This is a genomic window from Streptomyces sp. NPDC007205 (assembly GCF_040634095.1).
Classification (GTDB): domain Bacteria; phylum Actinomycetota; class Actinomycetes; order Streptomycetales; family Streptomycetaceae; genus Streptomyces.
Window position 1 is genome coordinate 1 of record NZ_JBEYEW010000007.1, and the last position, 16030, is coordinate 16030.

Annotated in this window: 15 protein-coding genes; 6 read left to right on the forward strand and 9 right to left on the reverse strand. The window is 70.9% G+C overall.

Translation table 11 applies throughout. The features are described from left to right. Window positions 1-95 precede the first annotated feature (95 nt). The 4 genes from ABZ624_RS14095 to ABZ624_RS14110 form a co-directional block, all read right to left on the reverse strand. The gene (locus ABZ624_RS14095; protein ID WP_360086966.1) at window positions 96-2183 is read right to left on the reverse strand and encodes a SpoIIE family protein phosphatase; all 2088 of its coding nucleotides are present in this window, start codon (window positions 2181-2183) and stop codon (window positions 96-98) included. Between the two features lie 259 nt (window positions 2184-2442). After that, on the reverse strand, window positions 2443-3138 hold the full coding sequence (locus ABZ624_RS14100; protein ID WP_360086969.1) for a DUF402 domain-containing protein: 696 nt from the start codon (window positions 3136-3138) through the stop codon (window positions 2443-2445). A 68-nt stretch (window positions 3139-3206) separates the two neighbouring features. Continuing rightward, window positions 3207-4604 carry a class II fumarate hydratase gene (locus ABZ624_RS14105; protein ID WP_360086972.1) on the reverse strand — a complete coding sequence of 466 codons (1398 nt, stop codon included), beginning with the start codon at window positions 4602-4604 and terminating at the stop codon, window positions 3207-3209. A 361-nt stretch (window positions 4605-4965) separates the two neighbouring features. Continuing rightward, window positions 4966-6660: a fumarate hydratase gene (locus ABZ624_RS14110; protein WP_360086975.1), complete on the reverse strand. Its 1695-nt coding sequence runs from the start codon at window positions 6658-6660 to the stop codon at window positions 4966-4968. A gap of 168 nt (window positions 6661-6828) precedes the next feature. Between ABZ624_RS14110 and ABZ624_RS14115 the strand changes: the two genes are divergently transcribed. Both ABZ624_RS14115 and ABZ624_RS14120 read left to right on the forward strand, forming a co-directional pair. After that, window positions 6829-7548: a DUF1707 domain-containing protein gene (locus ABZ624_RS14115; protein ID WP_360086978.1), complete on the forward strand. Its 720-nt coding sequence runs from the start codon at window positions 6829-6831 to the stop codon at window positions 7546-7548. 174 nt (window positions 7549-7722) lie between these two features. Beyond that, complete coding sequence (locus ABZ624_RS14120; protein ID WP_360086981.1) at window positions 7723-8100, forward strand: WhiB family transcriptional regulator; 378 nt, start codon at window positions 7723-7725, stop codon at window positions 8098-8100. Between the two features lie 58 nt (window positions 8101-8158). Here ABZ624_RS14120 and glpX read toward each other — a convergent pair whose 3' ends face one another. Then, entirely contained in the window at window positions 8159-9193 is a 1035-nt protein-coding gene (gene glpX / locus ABZ624_RS14125) for a class II fructose-bisphosphatase (protein WP_360086984.1), read from the reverse strand. Window positions 9194-9320: 127 nt separating this feature from the next. Between glpX and ABZ624_RS14130 the strand changes: the two genes are divergently transcribed. Next, entirely contained in the window at window positions 9321-9848 is a 528-nt protein-coding gene (locus tag ABZ624_RS14130; RefSeq protein WP_360086987.1) for a DUF4245 domain-containing protein, read from the forward strand. A 101-nt stretch (window positions 9849-9949) separates the two neighbouring features. Here ABZ624_RS14130 and ABZ624_RS14135 read toward each other — a convergent pair whose 3' ends face one another. From ABZ624_RS14135 to xseA, 3 genes are all read right to left on the reverse strand, one after another. Continuing rightward, window positions 9950-10540 carry a malonic semialdehyde reductase gene (locus tag ABZ624_RS14135; protein ID WP_360086990.1) on the reverse strand — a complete coding sequence of 197 codons (591 nt, stop codon included), beginning with the start codon at window positions 10538-10540 and terminating at the stop codon, window positions 9950-9952. Between the two features lie 165 nt (window positions 10541-10705). Next, complete coding sequence (locus ABZ624_RS14140) at window positions 10706-10948, reverse strand: exodeoxyribonuclease VII small subunit (RefSeq protein ID WP_360086993.1); 243 nt, start codon at window positions 10946-10948, stop codon at window positions 10706-10708. Further along, on the reverse strand, window positions 10945-12153 hold the full coding sequence (gene xseA, locus ABZ624_RS14145; protein WP_360086996.1) for an exodeoxyribonuclease VII large subunit: 1209 nt from the start codon (window positions 12151-12153) through the stop codon (window positions 10945-10947). The genes ABZ624_RS14140 and xseA overlap by 4 nt, the downstream gene beginning before the upstream one ends. 148 nt (window positions 12154-12301) lie before the next feature. On the opposite strand from xseA, the gene ABZ624_RS14150 reads away from it, so the two are divergent. Both ABZ624_RS14150 and ppgK read left to right on the forward strand, forming a co-directional pair. Next, window positions 12302-13318: a 4-hydroxy-3-methylbut-2-enyl diphosphate reductase gene (locus tag ABZ624_RS14150; protein ID WP_360086999.1), complete on the forward strand. Its 1017-nt coding sequence runs from the start codon at window positions 12302-12304 to the stop codon at window positions 13316-13318. A 75-nt stretch (window positions 13319-13393) separates the two neighbouring features. After that, entirely contained in the window at window positions 13394-14140 is a 747-nt protein-coding gene (gene ppgK / locus ABZ624_RS14155) for a polyphosphate--glucose phosphotransferase (RefSeq protein WP_360087002.1), read from the forward strand. Between the two features lie 53 nt (window positions 14141-14193). On the opposite strand, the gene ABZ624_RS14160 is transcribed toward ppgK, so the two are convergent. After that, complete coding sequence (locus ABZ624_RS14160) at window positions 14194-14754, reverse strand: DUF6542 domain-containing protein (protein ID WP_360087005.1); 561 nt, start codon at window positions 14752-14754, stop codon at window positions 14194-14196. A 185-nt stretch (window positions 14755-14939) separates the two neighbouring features. Between ABZ624_RS14160 and ychF the strand changes: the two genes are divergently transcribed. Then, window positions 14940-16028 carry a redox-regulated ATPase YchF gene (ychF, locus tag ABZ624_RS14165; RefSeq protein WP_360087008.1) on the forward strand — a complete coding sequence of 363 codons (1089 nt, stop codon included), beginning with the start codon at window positions 14940-14942 and terminating at the stop codon, window positions 16026-16028. Window positions 16029-16030: the final 2 nt, after the last annotated feature.

Sequence of the window (16030 nt, forward strand, 5' to 3'; positions counted from 1 at the left end):
GGCCCGGCACATCATGGGCCCGTCCGCCTGTCTCCAGGCCCCGCCGAACCTGGTCCCGGCATCCGCCGGGCGCCCCTCCCTCATGTCCGGGACCCTCAGCCCCGGTTCAGCTCGAACCAGACCACCTTGCCGGTGCTCAGCCGGGTCGCGCCCCAGCGCCGGGCCAGCTTGTTGACCAGGTACAGACCGCGCCCGCCCTCGTCCGTGGCCCGGGCCTGGCGCAGCCGCGGCAGCTGCGGCACATCGTCGCCGACCTCGCAGCGCAGCACGTCCGTGCGCAGCAGCCGCAGCGTCACCGGCCGCGACGCGTACCGTACGGCGTTCGTCACGACCTCGCTGACCAGCAGCTCCACCGAGTCCGACAGGTCCTCCAGGTCCCAGCGGGCGAGCGCGCGCCGGGCCAGCCGGCGGGCCTGCCCGGGCGCGGAGTCCTCCGGCTCCAGCCGCCAGTACGCGACATCGCTCGGCGCGATCCCGTCGAAGCGGGCCGCGAGCAGCGCGATGTCGTCGTCCCGGTCGCCCGGCCCGAGCATGTCCAGCACCTCGTCGCACAGGGCTTCCAGCGGCGGTGGATGGTCGGGGCCGGTCAACTGGGCGGTCGCGGCGAGCCGTTCGCGCAGCTGCTCTATGCCGGTCCACACGTCCCGCAGCCGGGACTCCACCAGGCCGTCGGTGTACAGGAGCAGTGTGGCCCCGGCGGGCGCGTCCAGCTCCACGGCCTCGAAGTCCACCCCTCCGACGCCGATCGGCGCGCCCGGCGGCACCCGCAGCACCTCGGCCCGGCCGCCCAAGTGCAGCAGCACGGGCGGCGGATGACCGGCGTTGGCGATCGTGATGCGGTGCGTGACCGGGTCGTAGACGGCGTACAGACAGGTCGCCATGCGGTCGGTGCCCAGCCGCTGCGCCTGCTCGTCCAGATGGTGCAGCACCTCCTGCGGCGGCAGATCGAGCCCCGCCAGGGTCTGCGCGGTCGTGCGCAGCTGGCCCATGATCGCCGCCGAGGTCATCGAGTGCCCCATGACATCGCCGACGACCAGCGCGACCCGGCTGCCGGGCAGCGGGATCGCGTCGTACCAGTCGCCGCCCACCCGGGCGGTCTCCGCGGCCGGCAGATAGCGCGAGGCCAGCCGCACACCCGTCGGCCGGGGCAGGGTCTCGGGCAGCATGGTGCGCTGCAGCTCGTCGGCGATGTACGCCTCACGGCCGTACAGCACCGCCTTGTCGATGCCGAGCGCGCTGTGCGTGGCCAGCTGGGCCGCCACCAGCAGATCGTCGGCCTCGAACGCCGGCCGCTCCGGACGGCGCAGGAACAGCGCCGCGCCGATCACCCGGCGCCTGCCGCGCAGCGGCGCGAGAATCGCGTGCTGCCCGGACGGTACGACCGTCTCGGCGCACTCGCCGAGCAGCTCGGGCAGCGCGGCGCGGGCGGCGGGCGCGTCGGCGAACACCGGGCGCACCCCGCGCAGCACCTCGTTCAGCGCGCCGCCGGGGCGCACCTCGCACAGCTCGGTGGTGAGCGCGGACAGCTCGGCCAGCGCGCTCGGCTCCGGCTCCGGGTCGAAGGCGGGCGGCAGCAGCCCACCGTCGGTGTCCCGCTCCTCCGGAATCCGGTCGGTACGGCGCAGCCGCAGCACCACCGGACCGGTGGGCCGCTCGTCGCCGACCGGCAGCGGGTCGCGCAGATAGACCAGGATCGCGTCCGAGAACGTCGGCACCGTCGCCCGGCACAGGCCCATCACGATCTCGTCCAGATCGAGACCACGGGCGATCCGCCGGGTGGCCGCGCCGACGAACCTGAGCCGGTCGCCGTCGCGCCGCATGGGCATCGGCCGTCCGGGCGGCAGTCCCCGCCCGGTACGGCGTTCCTGACCGCCCTGCGCCCGCTCCTGCTCCGTGCCGGGCTGCGGCGGAATGCCCTCCGGCGCGGGGCGCGGGCGGTGTGCGCCGGGCTCGGTGGTGGCGGGCTGGGAGTGCTCGGGGCCGTTGACTGGGGGCTCCTTCCCCTTGTTCCCCTTGCCGCAGGGCGTGGTCGCCCCCGGGCCGGAGGGCGTGCCGTCGGTCCGGGCCTGCACCGGTAAGGCGGCGGGCCCGCCGACCTGCTTCGGGGCACGCCGGAGCGCCCCGCGGCCCTCCGCGGAGTCGGCGCCCTGGGGGCGCTCGAAGGAGGTGGGCTGCTCCGTCACGCGTGTCGCATCCATCCGTACGGCACTGCGCGCCGGGCGCGCAGTTGCTCCCGCAGAAGTCCCGATACCCGCAATACGTGCCCCAGGAACGGAATTCCCGCGTGCTCAGAGGTGGATCCTGTGCCCTGGTGCCCCTCGCTCACGTGCTGCCGCCCCTCGGTGATGATCGGTCAGGCCCGGCGCGTGCTCCCGGAGTTGCACTTGTGCGCCCTTGCGGAGGACGATCCTACGTTTCTTGCCCGGGGGCGCATCAAGGGTCTCATGAGGACACATGCGCGGGCGTACGGTCCCAGTCCTCGGGGAGAGAAGGTACCGTCCAGGACGGATCCGGGCGCCAGTGCGGCCAGCCGTCGGAGAACGGCGGCCCCCAGGCCTCGATCACCTCGACCGCGTCCCGTCCGGCCGCCCGCACCCGTTCGGCGGTGGCCGCGTCCATCAGCCCGTCCCGCTGGGCCTGCGCGAACTCGTCCTCGTCGCGCCAGTGCCAGCTGCGGTCGGGATGGACGGAGATGTCCAGGAAGTAGTCCTCGGAGTCCACCCCGCCCGCCCAACGGGCCAGCGGCTGTTCGAGGTTGACGTACCAGTTCTTGAACCGCCAGCCCGGCTCCCAGAACAGCCACACCGACCAGGGCCGGCCGGGCTGGGCCAGCTTCAGCACCCCCGTGCCGAACCAGCGGTCCCGCTGCACCGTGCGCGGCTTGGTGTAGCGGGACTCCAGCGGTTCCTGGTGCACGGGCGTGCCGTCGGCCAGGGCGGGTTTCATGCAGTCGGTGCCGGGGGCCAGCCACACGGCGAGCAGCTCGGCGTCGTCACGGACGACGGTGACGGGCCGGGCGATGTGGAAGTGCCGGCCCGCGTTCTCCCGGTAGCGCCACAGGATCTGATCGCCAGGGCTCCAGTGGCTCGCAGGTCCCGCGTCCGCGTCCAGGTGTGTCATCGCTCCGTCGTCCGTCATGGACAGATATTAGGTGCCGCAGGCAAACGACGCTGCGGTGCACGTCACGGTTCCGTAGGGCAGCGGCCTCATGGGTGGGTCATCCGCAGGACGTCCAGTGCTTCGTCGAGTTGTTCCTGCGTCAGGTCACCGCGCTCGACGTAGCCCCCCTCCAGCACGACCTCCCGGATCGTCTTCCGCTCGGCGAGGGACTTCTTGGCGACCTTCGCGGCCTCCTCGTACCCGATGTACTTGTTCAGCGGCGTCACCACGGACGGCGACGACTCGGCGTACTCCCGGGTCCGTTCCCGGTCGGCGGTGATGCCGTCGACCGTCCGGTCGGCCAGCAGCCGCGAGACGTTGGCGAGCAGCCGGACCGATTCCAGGACGTTCTTCGCGATGACCGGGAGCATGACGTTGAGCTCGAAGTTCCCGGAGGCGCCGGCGGTGGCGATGGTGGCGTCGTTGCCGATCACCTGGGCGGCCACCATGAGTACGGCTTCGGGGATCACCGGGTTGACCTTGCCCGGCATGATGGACGACCCCGGCTGGAGGTCGGGCAGCCGGATCTCGGCGAGCCCGGTGCGCGGTCCGGAGGACATCCAGCGCAGGTCATTGGCGATCTTCGTCAGCCCGACCGCGATGGTCCTGAGCTGCCCGCTGGTCTCCACGATCCCGTCCCGGGCGCCCTGCGCCTCGAAGTGGTCGCGCGCCTCGGTCAGCGGCAGCCCGGTGGCCCGGGCGACCTCCGCGATGACGGCGGCGGAGAAACCGGGCGGGGTGTTGATGCCGGTGCCCACGGCGGTGCCGCCGAGGGGAAGTTCGGCGAGGCGGGGGAGGGAGGCGCCCAGCCGCTCGACGCCGTAGCGGATCTGGGCGGCGTATCCGCCGAACTCCTGGCCGAGGGTCACGGGTGTGGCGTCCATGAGGTGGGTCCGCCCGGACTTGACGACGTCGGCGAACTCCTCGGACTTGCGGGAGAGCGAGGCGGCGAGGTGGTCGAGGGCGGGGATCAGGTCGTGGGTGACGGCGGCGGTGGCGGCGATGTGGAGGGACGACGGGAACACGTCGTTGGACGACTGGGAGGCGTTCACGTGGTCGTTGGGGTGCACGTCCCGGCCGAGCCGCTCACTGGCGAGCGTGGCGATGACCTCGTTGGTGTTCATGTTGGAGGACGTTCCGGAGCCGGTCTGGAACACGTCCACCGGGAAGTGCTCGTCCCACCGGCCCTCCGCGACCTCGCCGGCCGCCTCCTGGATCGCCTCCGCGACGTCCTTGTCCAGCACACCGAGTTCGGCGTTCACCTTCGCCGCGGCCGCCTTGATCCGGGCCAGCGCCTCGATGTGCGCCCGCTCGATCCGCTGCCCGGAAACCGGGAAGTTGTCCACGGCCCGCTGCGTCTGCGCCCGCCACTTGGCATGCGCCGGGACGCGTACCTCGCCCATGGAGTCGTGCTCGATGCGATACGTCTGCTCTTCGTCGGCCACTGCCGATCACCTCCACCTGGGACAGCAACATCGCTGGGAGCACTGTTCCCGGGGCCGGTCACCGTGCGCGCAATTGTTCGTCCAGGCGGCCCAACTGGTCCAGCGGCCCCTGATGCCCCCGCCACCGGGCCAGTCGGCGCAGGCTGCATCCGTCCCCGTCCCCGTCCCCGTCGGCGGACGGGCACGGGGACGGGGACGGGGACGCCGACGCGTTCTGCAGCAGGTCGCGACAACATGTTCTCGAAGAACTCGGTGCTGCCCTGGCTGGCCCTGCGCGGCGCTGGCTCTGCGCACAGCGTTGGCCCTGCGCACGGCGCGCCCGAACCCGCCGGTGGCCGCGGATCTCGCGCAGCAGGGCCGACTACGCCAGCCCGGGCCCGCGCACGGGGATCGACGTGAAGGTCGGCTGGGGTGCGGGATCCTGGAAGAAGTCGTTGCCCTTGTCGTCCACGACGATGAACGCCGGGAAGTCCTCGACCTCGATCTTCCAGACGGCCTCCATGCCGAGCTCCTCGTACTCCAGAACCTCGACCTTCTTGATGCAGTCCTGGGCGAGACGCGCGGCCGGGCCGCCGATGGAGCCGAGGTAGAAGCCACCGTGGGCGTTGCACGCGTCGGTGACCTGCTTGGACCGGTTGCCCTTCGCCAGCATCACCTTGGAGCCGCCCGCCGCCTGGAACTGCTCGACGTAGGAGTCCATGCGGCCGGCCGTCGTCGGGCCGAAGGAACCGGAGGCGTAGCCCTCGGGGGTCTTCGCCGGGCCCGCGTAGTACACCGGGTGGTCCTTCAGGTACTGCGGCATCTCCTCGCCCGCGTCCAGCCGCTCCTTGATCTTGGCGTGCGCGATGTCACGGGCCACGACCAGCGGGCCGGTCAGGGAGAGGCGGGTCTTGACCGGGTACTTGGTCAGCTCGGCGAGGATCGTGTCCATCGGCTGGTTGAGGTCGATCTTGACGACGGCGTCATCCGACTCGAGGTGCTCGTCGGTCGTCTCCGGCAGGAACCGCGCGGGGTCGGTCTCCAGCTGCTCCAGGAAGACGCCCTCGGCGGTGATCTTCGCGACGGCCTGGCGGTCGGCCGAGCAGGAGACGGCGATGGCGACCGGGCAGGAGGCGCCGTGCCGGGGCAGGCGGACGACGCGGACGTCGTGGCAGAAGTACTTGCCGCCGAACTGCGCGCCGATGCCGATCTTCTGGGTCAGTTCGAAGACCTTCTCCTCGAGCTCCTTGTCACGGAAGCCATGGCCGAGCTCCGAGCCCTCGGCGGGGATCTCGTCCAGGTAGTGCGCGGAGGCGTACTTCGCGGTCTTCAGCGCGTACTCGGCGCTCGTGCCGCCGACCACGATCGCCAGGTGGTACGGCGGGCAGGCGGCCGTACCGAGCGAACGGATCTTCTCCTCCAGGAACTTCATCATGGAGGCCTCGTTCAGGACGGCCTTGGTCTCCTGGTAGAGGAAGGACTTGTTGGCGCTGCCGCCGCCCTTCGCCATGAACAGGAACTTGTAGGCGCCGCCGTCGGTGGCGTACAGCTCGATCTGGGCCGGCAGGTTGGAGCCGGTGTTCTTCTCCTCCCACATGGTGAGCGGAGCCATCTGCGAGTAGCGCAGGTTGAGCTTGGTGTAGGCGTCGTAGATGCCGCGGCTCAGCGCCTCCTCGTCGCGGCCCTCCGTCAGCACGTTCTGGCCGCGCTTGCCCATGACGATCGCCGTACCGGTGTCCTGGCACATCGGCAGCACGCCGGCCGCCGCGATGTTCGCGTTCTTCAGCAGGTCGAGCGCGACGAACTTGTCGTTGCCGGAGGCCTCGGGGTCGTCGATGATGCGGCGCAGCTGGGCCAGGTGGGCCGGGCGCAGGTAGTGCTGGATGTCGTGGATGGCCTCCTCGGCCAGCTTGCGCAGCGCCTCCGGCTCCACCTTGAGGAACGTCCGCCCGTCCGGTCCCTCGACGGTGGAGACGCCCTCGGAGGTCACCAGCCGGTACGGGGTGGTGTCCTCGCCCTGGGGGAGCAGATCGGTGTACGCGAACGCTGGGCGGTTCGGGGGGGAACTACGCGGCATCTCAGCCCATTCCTCACTCTGACGGACGGCCGCCCGCCGACGCTGGCGGGCCTCACCAGCGTAGAACCTGCCGCCGACACGGAACCTGTGAGGTAAGGCTCAGTTCGACACGCCGGGGTTTTCCACAGCCCCTAGTCGCGATCTATCGCGTTTCGGTACGCTGTGCCCGTGGACCTTCAGAAGCACACCGAAGCACGTGTCGCCGAGCTGCGTGCCTCGGACGCCGACCGTGACCGCATCACCGAGATCCTCCGTGAGGCCCTGGCCGAGGGCCGGCTGACCGCTGACGAACATGCCGAGCGGGTCGAGGGCGTTCTCGCCGCCAAGACCGTCGGCGAGCTGGAGGTCTTCATACGGGACCTGCCCGCCGCCCATCAGCAGCCGTCCGCCTCCGCCTACACGCCGGTCCCGCCCCGCCCCACCCCGGGCGCGATCCCGCACGAGGCCGACGCCACCGTGGTCGCCGTCTTCAGCAGTGCGGTGCGCCGGGGCCGCTGGCGTGCCGGCCGCCGTATCCACGCGTACTCGGTCTTCGGCAGCGTCGAGATAGACCTCAGCGAGGCGCTCTTCGAGTACCAGCAGGTCGTGATCAAGGCCGTCTCGGTCTTCGGTGACGTCCAGATCCGCGTCCCGGAGAACGTGTCGCTGCGCGGCACCGGAGGCGGCGTCCTCGGCAACTTCGAGGTGGACACGCTGGACTCGGTCGACTCGCAGGCGCCGGTCGTCTACGTCGACGGCTGGGCCGTACTCGGCAATGTCGAGGCGCGGCCCAGGCGTGGCAAGCGCGTGGCGGACATCCTGGAGCGGGTGCAGGACAAGATCGACCGGAAGCTGGATCGCGTCCAGGACAAGGTCGACCGGAAGCTGCGCAGGCGCCTGGGCCATTGACGGTCGTGAATCCGCCGGTGATCGGAAGGGTCCGGCCCTTCTGTGTCCTCGCGGTGGGGGCGTGAACGAGCCGCCGTGCGCCTGCGGTTGGGAACGCTGTGCATAGGCGCGCGCACAGCGGGTAGGCCTTGCTGCATCGTCTCTCGCTCGCGAAGCCGTCGTCAGGAGTAGACCGTGCTGCAACCGCCGCATTCGTCCCTGCAGGTCGCTGCCGTTCCGGCCCAGCGGGTGCCAGCGCGAGACAGGGACCAAGACGCTCCCTGGCACACCGAGGCGGTGTGCCAGCGCGACGAGGCCGGCCTGTTCTTCGCCCCGTCGAAGGAGCCGACCGCTGCCCGGCTCTCCCGCGAGGAGGCGGCCAAGCGCGTCTGCGCGCGCTGTCCGGTGATGGTCGAGTGCCGCGAGCACGCCCTTCTCCAGCCCGAACCGTACGGCGTCTGGGGCGGCCTCACGGCGGCGGAACGCCGAGTGGTGCTGGCGAGGCGCCGCAGGCGGGAGATGGATCTGAAGAAGGCGACGCGGACGACGACGGTCAATCGCATAGCCGGATGACCGGACAGGTCGCGCCCCCTCCGCACAGGGGGCGCTTCCTGCTCAGCGGCGCGGGGGGCTACTTGGCCCGGTCGAAGTCGATCGCGCTGTAGGCCCGCAGCTTGCTCAGCCGGTGCTCGGAGTAGATCCTCCGCACCGTCCCGGACTTCGACCGCATCACGATCGACTCGGTCAGCGCGGTCTCCGACCGGTACTGCACGCCGCGCAGCAGCTCACCGTCGGTGATGCCGGTGGCGACGAAGAACACGTTCTCGCCCGACACCAGGTCGTCGGTCGTCAGCACGCGGTCCAGGTCGTGCCCGGCGTCGATGGCCCGCGCCCGCTCCTCGTCGTCCTTGGGCCACAGCTTGCCCTGGATGGTGCCGCCCAGGCACTTCACCGCGCAGGCCGAGATGATGCCCTCGGGCGTGCCGCCGATGCCGAGCAGCAGGTCGACGCCCGTGCCCTCGCGCAGCGCGTACACCGAGCCGGCGACATCGCCGTCGGAGATCAGCTTGATGCGCGCGCCGGCCTCCCGGACATCCCGGATCAGACCCTCGTGCCGCGGCCGGTCCAGGATGACGACGGTGACGTCCTCCGGTGAGGACCGCTTGGCCTTGGCGATCCGGCGGATGTTCACCTCGACGGGCGCGTTGATGTCGACGAAGTCCGCCGCCTCCGGGCCGGTGACCAGCTTGTCCATGTAGAACACGGCGGACGGGTCGAACATGGCGCCCCGCTCGGCGGCGGCGAGGACGGCGATCGCGTTCGGCATGCCCTTGGCCGTCAGCGTGGTGCCGTCGATGGGGTCGACCGCGATGTCGACCTCGGGACCGGTGCCGTCGCCCACGTGCTCCCCGTTGAAGAGCATCGGGGCCTCGTCCTTCTCGCCCTCGCCGATGACGACGACGCCGTTCATCGACACGGTGGAGACGAGGGTTCGCATGGCACGCACCGCGGCACCGTCGGCGCCGTTCTTGTCGCCGCGCCCCACCCAGCGGCCCGCGGCCATGGCGGCGGCTTCGGTCACCCGGACGAGTTCCAGGGCGAGGTTACGGTCGGGAGCCTCGGAGGGAACATCGAGCTCGGACGGCAGATGATGATTTTCGGTCATCGGAGCGCACCTTTCTGATACGACGACGGCCGGATGAGGGTATTGGACCTGACTCTATCGCCGGGCGGACAAAATGAGCAGGGGACCCCACGGATGAGCGCTTGGGGCACCTGCGACGATAGAGGGCGTGGCAGGTTCGAACGGTAAGCAGAAGACGGCCCGGGACATGGTGCTCTCCCTGGTCCTGATCGGCATCGCGGCGTTGGTCGTCTACTTCCTCGCCATCCCGCACGACGATCACGCTCCCGACCTCAAGCGGGTCGACTACCGGGTCGAGCTGCTCACGGCCCGGCGCGCGGCGAGCTACCCGGTGGCCGCCCCCGAGGGCCTGCCGAGTACCTGGAAGGCGACCTCCGTACGCTTCCAGGGCGAGAACTCCGACCGCTGGCACCTGGGCTACCAGACCCCGGACGGCCAGTACGTCCAGGTCGAACAGTCCACGCAGAAGGCGTCCGACTTCATCGACGAGGCCAGTCAGGGAGCGTCGGCGACGAAGCAGACCGAGACGATCGCCGGCCGCACCTGGACCCGCTACACCGGCGGCCGCTACGACGCCCTCGTCCTGAACGGCACGTCCGGCACCACGACGGTGGTGGCCGGCACGGCGTCCTTCGCGGAGCTGACGAAGATGGCGGCGGCGCTGAAGACCCAGTGAGCCACGCGTGACATGCGGGAGAGGCCCCCGGCGGTGTTGCCGGGGGCCTCTCCCGTACGGGGAGGCCGTTACGGGCGTCGTGCGGGCGTCGTGCGAGGGTCTCAGACGGTCGTGACGACGTCGTCGTACGCCAGGCGCGGCGAGCGCGGGAACCAGGCGTCCGGGCCCGGCTTGCCGATGTTGACCACCATCAGCGGGGTGTGGTCGTCGTCGAGGAACTCCTTGCGGACGCCCTCGAAGTCGAGGCCGGTCATCGGGCCGGCGGCGAGGCCCGCGGCGCGGACGCCGATGATGAAGTAGGCGGCCTGCAGCGCGGCGTTCAGCGCGGCGGCGCCCTCACGGGCCGGACGCTCGCCGAAGAACAGGTCCTTGGCCTGCGGGAAGTGCGGGAAGAGGGTCGGCAGCTCCTCGTGGAACTCGTTGTCCGCGGAGAGGATCGCGACCAGCGGGGCGGCGGCCGTCTTCGGCTGGTTGCCCTCGGCCATGTGCTGCACCAGGCGCTCACGGGCCTCGGGGGAGCGGACCAGGGTGACGCGCAGCGGGCTCTGGTTGAAGGCGGTGGGGCCGTACTTGACCAGGTCGTAGATCGCCTGGACCTGCTCGTCGGTCACCGCCTCGTCGGTGAAGGTGTTCGCGGTGCGGGCCTCGCGGAAGAGCAGGTCCTGGGCGGCGGGGTCAAGAACGAGAGACATGTGTGCTTTTCCTAGGGTGTGGCGGCGTGCCGCGGCGTACCGGACCGTGGTCCGGATCGGCTGACGGCACCGACCCTACGCCAGTGAAGTTCAAGCTTCAACAATAGTCGGGGTGTGGTGACCCGCCTCACTGCCTCCCTGGAGTGGCCCGCCCCCCGGCCGCGCTTACCCGGCGTCCCCTCCCTGCCCCTTCGCCTCCCCCTCTTCCTCCTCGGCGAGCGCCGCGTCCAGCCGGGCCCGCGCCCCCTCCAGCCAGCGCCGGCACACCTTGGCCAGCTCCTCGCCGCGCTCCCACAGCGACAGGGACTCCTCCAGCGTCGTACCGCCCGCCTCCAGGCGCCGTACGACCTCGATCAACTCGTCCCGCGCCTGCTCGTACGACAGCGCCTCGTCCACCTTGCTGGTCATTCGCCCACCTTCACCGTGAATTCACCGTCGGCGACGCGCGCACGCAGCGCCTCGCCCTCCGTCACCTCGTCCGGGCCGCGCACCACATGTCCGTCCGATCTCTGCAGTACCGCATAGCCGCGCTTGAGCGTGGCCGCGGGGGAGAGGGCCACCACGCGCGCGTGCGTGTGCGTCAGCTCCGAGTCCGCGCGGTCCAGAAGGTGGCCGAGGGTCCGCCGGCTCCGCCCGACCAGGGAGGCAACGTGGTCGGCGCGCTCGTCGATCACCCGGTGCGGATCCTCTATCGAGGGGCGGGCCAGCGTGTGCGCCAGGCCGCGCTCCTCCCGCTCGACAAACGCGTTCATGCACCGCCGGGCCCGGTCCCGCAGCATCCGCACCCGCTCGAACTCCTCGCCCACGTCCGGTACGACCTTCTTGGCCGCATCGGTCGGGGTGGAGGCGCGCAGGTCGGCCACGTGGTCCAGCAGCGGGTTGTCGGGCTCGTGCCCGATGGCGGAGACGACCGGCGTACGGCACTCGGCCACGGCCCGCACCAACTGCTCGTCGGAGAACGGCAGCAGGTCCTCCACGCTGCCGCCGCCGCGCGCGACGATGATGACGTCCACGTCCTCGATCTCGTCCAGCTCCTTCACCGCCTGCACGACCTGCGGAACGGCGTGCACGCCCTGCACGGGGACGTTGCGCACCTCGAAGCGGACGGCGGGCCAGCGGTGCCGGGCGTTCTCCAGCACGTCCCGCTCCGCGGCGGAGGCACGGCCGCAGACCAGCCCGATCAGCTGCGGCAGGAACGGCAGCGGCTTCTTCCGCTCCGGCGCGAACAGCCCCTCCGCCGCGAGCGCCTTCTTCAGCCGCTCCAGCCGGGCCAGCAGCTCGCCGACGCCGACGGGTCTGATCTCGGCGGCGCGCAGGGAGAGCTGGCCGCGCGGGGCGTACCACTCGGGCTTGGCGAGTACGACGACGCGGGCGCCCTCGCCGACGACGTCCGCGACGGCGTCGAACACCTGCCGGTAGCAGGTCACGCTCACGGAGATGTCGTACGACGGATCCCGCAGCGTCAGAAACACGACTCCGGCGCCGGGCCGCCGCGACAGCTGCGTGATCTGTCCCTCGACCCACACCGCACCGAGCCGGTCGATCCAGCCCCCGATCAGCCGGGAGACCTCGCCGACGGGGAGGGGGGCTTCGGGGGTGGTTTTCGCAGCCATGCGGTTGAGCGTAACGGGGGGTACCGACAGTCCGGTCCAGCGCCGTTCGCCCCGGGGCCGTGTGCCTGGGCCCTTCAGCCACGCAGGCCGCCGAACCCTGCCCCCTGCGGCATCCGTCCGTCCCGGCGCCGGCGGACGCACCCTTACGATGGGACGCATGACCGCTTCGCCTGGCCGCCGTGTCCTGCTCGCCGCCCCCCGTGGCTACTGCGCCGGTGTGGACCGCGCCGTGATCGCCGTCGAGAAGGCCCTCGAACAGTACGGGGCCCCGATCTACGTCCGGCACGAGATCGTCCACAACAAGTACGTCGTGCAGACCCTGGAGAAGAAGGGCGCGATCTTCGTCGAGCGGACGGAGGAGGTGCCGCCCGGCAGCATCGTCATGTTCTCGGCGCACGGCGTCGCCCCGGTCGTGCACGAGGAGGCCGAGCAGGGGCGCCTCGCCACCATCGACGCCACCTGCCCCCTGGTCACCAAGGTCCACAAGGAAGCCGTCCGCTACGCCAACGAGGACTACGACATCCTCCTGATCGGCCACGAGGGCCACGAGGAGGTCATCGGAACCTCCGGCGAGGCCCCCGACCACATCCAGCTCGTCGACGGCCCCGGGGACGTCGCCAAGGTCGAGGTCCGTGACCCCTCCAAGGTCGTGTGGCTGTCCCAGACCACGCTCTCCGTGGACGAGACCATGGAGACCGTCGACGCCCTGAAGACCAAGTTCCCGGGCCTGGTCTCCCCGCCCAGCGACGACATCTGCTACGCCACGCAGAACCGCCAGCTCGCCGTGAAGCAGATGGGCGCCGAGGCCGAACTGGTCATCGTGGTCGGCTCGCGCAACTCCTCCAACTCCAAGCGGCTCGTCGAGGTCGCCAAGCTCGCCGGCGCCCGTGAGGCCTACCTCGTCGACTTCGCCAGCGAGATCGACGAGGCCTGGCTGGAGGGCGTGACCACCGTCGGTGTCACTTCCGGCGCCTCCGTCCCCGAGGTCCTGGTCGAGCAGGTCCTGGAGTGGCTCGCCGAGCGCGGCTACGGCGACGTGGAGATCGTCAAGGCCGCCGAGGAGTCCATCACCTTCTCACTGCCCAAGGAACTCCGCCGCGACCTGCGCGAGGAGGCGGCCTCCCTGGTCGCCGAGCGCGGCGGCGCCGGCACTCCTGAGGCGTGACCGCCGGCACTCCTGGGGCATGACGGCCGGCACTCCTGAGGCGTGACTGTCAGTCGTCCGTCGTAACGTGGAGCCATGCAGATCTTCGGCGTGGACATCGGCGGCTCCGGGATCAAGGGCGCCCCTGTGGACCTGGACAGGGGCGACCTCACCCAGGAGCGCCGCAAGGTGCTCACCCCGCACCCGGCGACGCCCGACGGTGTGGCCGACGGGGTCAAGCAGGTCATCGACCACTTCGGCTGGACCGGCCCGGTCGGCCTGACCTTCCCCGGAGTGGTCACCGGCGGCGCCACGGTCCGTACGGCGGCGAACGTCGACAAGAGCTGGATCGACACCGACGCGCGCGCCCTGTTCAGCGGCAAACTGGGCGGCCTGCCGGTGACCGTCGTCAACGACGCGGACGCGGCGGGCGTCGCCGAGATGCAGTTCGGCGCCGGCCGCGGCCGTAAGGGCACGGTCATCCTGCTCACCTTCGGCACCGGCATCGGCAGCGCCGTCTTCACGGACGGCGTCCTCGTCCCGAACACGGAGCTGGGCCACCTGGAGCTGAGCGGCCACGACGCGGAGCGGAGAGCCTCCAGCAAGGCCAAGGAAGACCACGGTCTGAGCTGGGAGCAGTGGGCGCACCGCGTCCAGAAGTATCTGGCGCACGTGGAGATGCTGTTCTCGCCGGAGCTGTTCGTCATCGGCGGCGGGGTCAGCCGCAAGGCCGTCAAGTTCCTGCACTTCATCGAGGGCATCAGGGCCGAGATCGTCCCCGCGCAGCTGCAGAACGACGCGGGCATCGTGGGAGCGGCGATGAGAGCGGCCCAGCACGCGTAGCCTCCGGCGGCCCCGCGGGCGCCGGCTCCGGCGAGAGAGCCGGTGCCGGCCGCTCAGGTCGTCGGGCGTCTGCGCCCCCGCACCCACCGCACCCGGCGTACGAGCACGATCACACCGGCGGCGAGCGTCCCCCCGTACAGCCAGCCGGCCTGGGTGGCGAGCCCGGTGAAAAGCCCCATCAGCCGGCCGAGCAGCCCCCCGCTGCCGTCGGCGACGGGCAGCAGCCCCACGGCGAAGGCGATCGGTACGACCACGGGAGCGGTCAGCACGTCCCCGGCCCGCACCCACAGCGCGGTCAGGACACATACCGGCAGGAACAGCACGCCGTACACGGTGAGGGCCCCGCCGAACAGGAGCGCGTCCAGGCAGCCCAGCAGGAACATCGCCACGGCACAGAACAGTCCGCTGCCGAGCCCGGTGAGCCGGGGACCGGGAAGCAGCGGACCCGGCGACACCGGCCGTGCCGGGCGCTCCCGCCGCTCCGGCCGCCGCGCCCCCGGGCCGGGCCTGCGCTCGCCGCCGGGCCTGCGCCCGGCCTGCGGGGGCAGGTGCGCGGGCTTCCGCGAGCCGCGTCGCGCTCCGTCGTTCGGGGGTCGCGTTCTGCGTTGCTCCACTGGACCAACTTAGGTCTGTTTATGTGCCGAATCACCCATCCGACACGCCGGTGCGCAGCGCTTGGCCGGGCGTTCGAAGCTCCCGCGAGCCGGTAGGCGCGGACCCCGTAAACTGGGGGATCGGGCAGTGTCGGTCTCTGGCCCCTGACAGCCCCCTGGCCCACTCATCTACGGGAAGTCGCAACGTGTCGCTCACGATCGGAATCGTCGGCCTGCCCAATGTCGGCAAGTCGACCCTGTTCAACGCCCTGACCAAGAACGACGTGCTGGCGGCCAACTACCCGTTCGCCACGATCGAGCCGAACGTCGGCGTGGTGGGCGTCCCCGACGCCCGCCTGGCCAAGCTGGCTTCGATCTTCTCCTCGGAGCGCATCCTCCCGGCCACGGTCGACTTCGTCGACATCGCGGGCATCGTGCGCGGCGCCTCCGAGGGTGAGGGCCTCGGCAACAAGTTCCTCGCGAACATCCGCGAGTCCGACGCGATCTGCCAGGTCATCCGCGCCTTCAAGGACGAGAACGTCGTCCACGTCGACGGCAAGGTCTCGCCGAAGGACGACATCGAGACGATCAACACCGAGCTGATCCTCGCCGACCTCCAGACGATCGAGAAGGTCCTCCCGCGCCTCCAGAAGGAGTCGCGCATCAAGAAGGACGTGGCCCCCAAGGTCAAGGCGGTCGAGGAGGCCAAGGAGATCCTGGAGAAGGGCGACACGCTCTTCGCGCACGGCATCGTCCAGGGCACCGAGCGCAACGAGCTCCTGCACGACCTGCACCTGCTGACCACCAAGCCCTTCCTCTACGTCTTCAACGTCGACGAGGACGAACTGGTCGACGAGGAGTTCAAGAACGAGCAGCGCGCCCTGGTCGCCCCCGCCGAGGCGATCTTCCTCAACGCCAAGCTGGAGGCGGACCTCGCCGAGCTGGACGAGGAGGAGGCCCTGGAGCTGCTGGAGTCCGTCGGCCAGCATGAGCCCGGCCTCGCCACCCTCGCCCGCGTCGGCTTCAACACCCTCGGCCTGCAGACCTACCTGACGGCCGGCCCCAAGGAGTCCCGCGCCTGGACGATCAAGAAGGGCGCCACGGCCCCCGAGGCGGCCGGCGTGATCCACACCGACTTCCAGAAGGGCTTCATCAAGGCCGAGGTCATCTCCTTCGAGGACCTGGTCGAAACAGGCTCGGTCGCGGACGCCCGCGCCAAGGGCAAGGCGCGGATGGAGGGCAAGGAGTATGTGATGCAGGACGGGGACGTGGTGGAGTTCCGCTTCAACGTGTAGCG